At 44.5% G+C, this 3,168-nt stretch carries 3 protein-coding genes; 2 read left to right on the top strand and 1 reads right to left on the bottom strand.

The window, feature by feature from the left end; translation table 11 throughout:
- Nucleotides 1-47 precede the first annotated feature (47 nt).
- Nucleotides 48-1,472 carry an MFS transporter gene (locus tag P5683_RS21150; protein ID WP_046320798.1) on the bottom strand — a complete coding sequence of 475 codons (1,425 nt, stop codon included), beginning with the start codon at nucleotides 1,470-1,472 and terminating at the stop codon, nucleotides 48-50.
- Nucleotides 1,473-1,567: 95 nt separating this feature from the next.
- On the opposite strand from P5683_RS21150, the gene P5683_RS21145 reads away from it, so the two are divergent.
- On the top strand, nucleotides 1,568-2,173 hold the full coding sequence (locus tag P5683_RS21145; RefSeq protein WP_006624019.1) for a DUF1517 domain-containing protein: 606 nt from the start codon (nucleotides 1,568-1,570) through the stop codon (nucleotides 2,171-2,173).
- 41 nt (nucleotides 2,174-2,214) lie between these two features.
- Nucleotides 2,215-3,060, top strand: coding sequence for a hypothetical protein (locus P5683_RS21140; protein WP_006624018.1), 846 nt, complete (start codon nucleotides 2,215-2,217; stop codon nucleotides 3,058-3,060).
- Nucleotides 3,061-3,168: the final 108 nt, after the last annotated feature.

The raw sequence follows: 3,168 nt of genomic DNA, 5'->3' as shown, positions 1-3,168 counted from the left end.
CCGCCCCTACAATTATTAATTATTCATTATTAATTATTCATTATTAATTATTCATTAATATTAGACTGATATAATTTCAGTAAGATTTCTTGATGATATTCTCTGGTAATTGGATAAAAATAGGTAAGGATAATTCCCACGATAGATAAGATCATAGGTAGAGGTCCGATCGCCAATCGAATTGCCAATAATACTGATTCGGGTTGAGTTGGTATAGGTTGACCAGCTACGGATTCAATAAAACCCGCCCAATCCAAAGTTTTACCTACCATAAAAATACCCAAAGCCAAACCAATTTTTTGCAGGAGAACCATAAAAGAATAGAAAATTCCCTCGCGGCGCTGTCCGGTTTTTAGTTCATCATAATCAATAACATCCGTAATCATAGACCAGGGAATCAGATAAGCGGTAGATACTCCCAATCCGGCAATAAAACAGAGAAAATACATCAAAAACAACTGTCCTGGCTGTAGAAAAAATAAAGATAATTGAGCAATTATCCAAAATCCCATGCCGCTGATATATACAATTCTTCTGCCGTATTTTTCACTAATTTTACTCCACATAAATAAGGTTAATAAAGCGGTTCCCTGAACGACGATCGCCACTTGAGTAAAATAGACTTCGGGAAGTTCCATACAATAGACTACAAAATATTGGAGAATTGCAGCCGTCAGTTGTACCGCCAACCAAGAACATAAATAAATGCCGATGACAAACAAAAAAGGACGGGTACTAAAAGCAATTTTGACCTGTTCCGAGAGGGGTAAAGATGTAGGTTCATCAACTTCTCCCATGGCCGCCTGTACCTGGGCGACGCGATCGCGAGTTCCCCAAACACATAAAAATATGGGTGGGACTGCTATAATAGTACAGAGTAAACCCAAAACCATATATCTGGTAGCTGGGTCTTCAATAGCATCAAAAATCACAAAAGCTAAAACTAGAGACAGGATGCTACCACCAAGAGAAAAAGAAAAGCGAAACCCATTGAGGCTAGTACGTTCGTTGTAGTCGCGAGTTAATTCGGGGGTGAGGGTGGCATAGGGGAGATTAACTGCGGTGTAAGCGGTATGAAAGCCGATCGCAATAATTACATAATACCAAAACAGAGTCTGGGTATTGGTACTAGGTACGATCCACATTAAAAAGAAAAATATGCCAAAGGGAACCGCAGCAAAAATCATCCAGGGATAGCGCCGTCCCCATGGGTGCTTAGTGCGATCGCTTAAAACCCCGATAATTGGGTCGTTAACCGCATCCCAAATTTTACCCACCATGGGTACACTGGCGGCCATTCCTGCTGGTAGTCCCGCGACAGTGGTCAGAAAAAACAACAGGAAAAAAGCGAAAATATTAGCAGTCATCGCCGTCCCCAGGTCTCCCACCCCAAAAGCTAACTTGGTGGAAAACTTCATTTTGGGAATAGTAGGACTAGCAGAAGATGACTCAAAGGAGGAAGAATGACTCATAATTTTTGTCCCAAGAGGTTCCAGGATAGACAAAAGATCGCGATATCCTAAAAACATAACTGATCTGTTTGCAGTAATCCAATGAGGAGTCAATTATGGCCAGCTTAGGCGATCGCTTTAATAAAATGATGGGTAAGACCCGCTTTGTCGTCTGTCGGCTATTCCTACACTTAGGCGGCGCTGAAGTTGCGCCACTACTAGGTATTCTTAACCAAGTCACCCGCGAAGCCATAGACCACGATGGAGATCTGGAAATCATGGGAGAGGGACTCGTAGAAGTCTGTCAAAGCCTTCTCCAGTACAATACCTATTGGCAGTCCGCTGGTAATGAAGGAGACGTGATCTGGGATGAAGAAGAAGCCGGGGACTATGTGAACGAGTTATTCACGGACTCCGCCCAAAGGTATCTCAGTCAACCGGACTTGAACCAAGAAGAAATCGATCCAGACGAACCCCTGTCCCTACCTATCACCTATAACTTGGTTGTAATAGTTACAATAGCTTGTGAGGGGGAAGTTCCTGACCTTGAAACTGACCTAGCCAGTTTTGAAGCCATGGAAGCTGGACTGAAAAGCATCATTAACCTCCACTACCAAGGGAGTTTACGCGCCATTCAAATTCACTTTTCCCCGGCGCGGTTGGGTGATGTACTCACGGAAGACCAGCTTTTACAAAACTTTCCCGAACTCGTACCCCTATAAAGGGTGCAGAGAAATTTCCTAAGTTAACTTTAGCTAAAATTATGTTACCCAAAAAAGTAATCACGGTTTTAATGGTATTTGCGCTCTGTTGGACAACCGTGGCTTGTGGGTCTTCCTCACAGACCACCACTCAACAAACAGTCCGCAGTTCAGCATCGGCGACTAACCGACTCGCTGATGGCAAATATCCCGTTCAACAAGCGCAATATGATGATGCTACTGGAGAGTATCGCTTAATGCTACTGAACGCCAGACCGCCAGTATTTCAGACCTCTGAGTTGCAAATGGCGCGTCTGACGGACGAACAAATTGAAGCTGGTGAAAAAAGTCATCTGTTGATCGAAAATAATCAGCCAGTTTTTTACCTGACGGAAGATTTCCAGATTGAGTATGTCCACAATGTGACTGAAACCCGCACCGATCCTCAAACTGGTCAGACTCAAACGGTGGTGGTGCGCCGAGAGTCTAATTTCTGGACTCCTTTTGCGGCTTCCTTTGTGGGTAGTGCGATCGCCACTAGCTTATTTTCCCCCCGTTACTATGTTCCCCCCGCATATCAGTCCGGTAGTTCATTAGTTGGCTATGGCGGTTCTGGTAACACCTACAACCAGGCGGTCACCCAATATCGCACTAGGTACAATGAACCTCCCGCCTCCGTTAGAAATCGGCAAACCTTCCGCACTACTGGAACCGCTCGCAGTTCTTCCCCTAGTTCTACTACTCGCCAAACTAACCCCAATGTTAATCGCTCAACCGGTTCTGGCGCGGGAACTAGCAATTTGCGTCAGTCTCAGCAGGCTCGTCCCCAAAGACAACGTACACCCAGTTTTGGTAGTGGTAGTAGAAGTCCCAGCCGTTCCGGTTCCTCTGGAAGACGGCGACGTTAATTGACATCATGATCTAGGGGGTGGGTTCGAGAGCATGATTTAATCTCAAATTCGGTTAATATTTTAGGGCAATAGGGTATAATAAGCGAGAAGGGTTGAGGATAAACC

It is taken from the genome of Limnospira sp. PMC 1279.21, assembly GCF_032349615.1.
GTDB lineage: Bacteria > Cyanobacteriota > Cyanobacteriia > Cyanobacteriales > Microcoleaceae > Limnospira > Limnospira fusiformis.
Note: the sequence above shows the minus strand (reverse complement) of the source record. Positions and strands in the feature narration are given on the sequence as shown.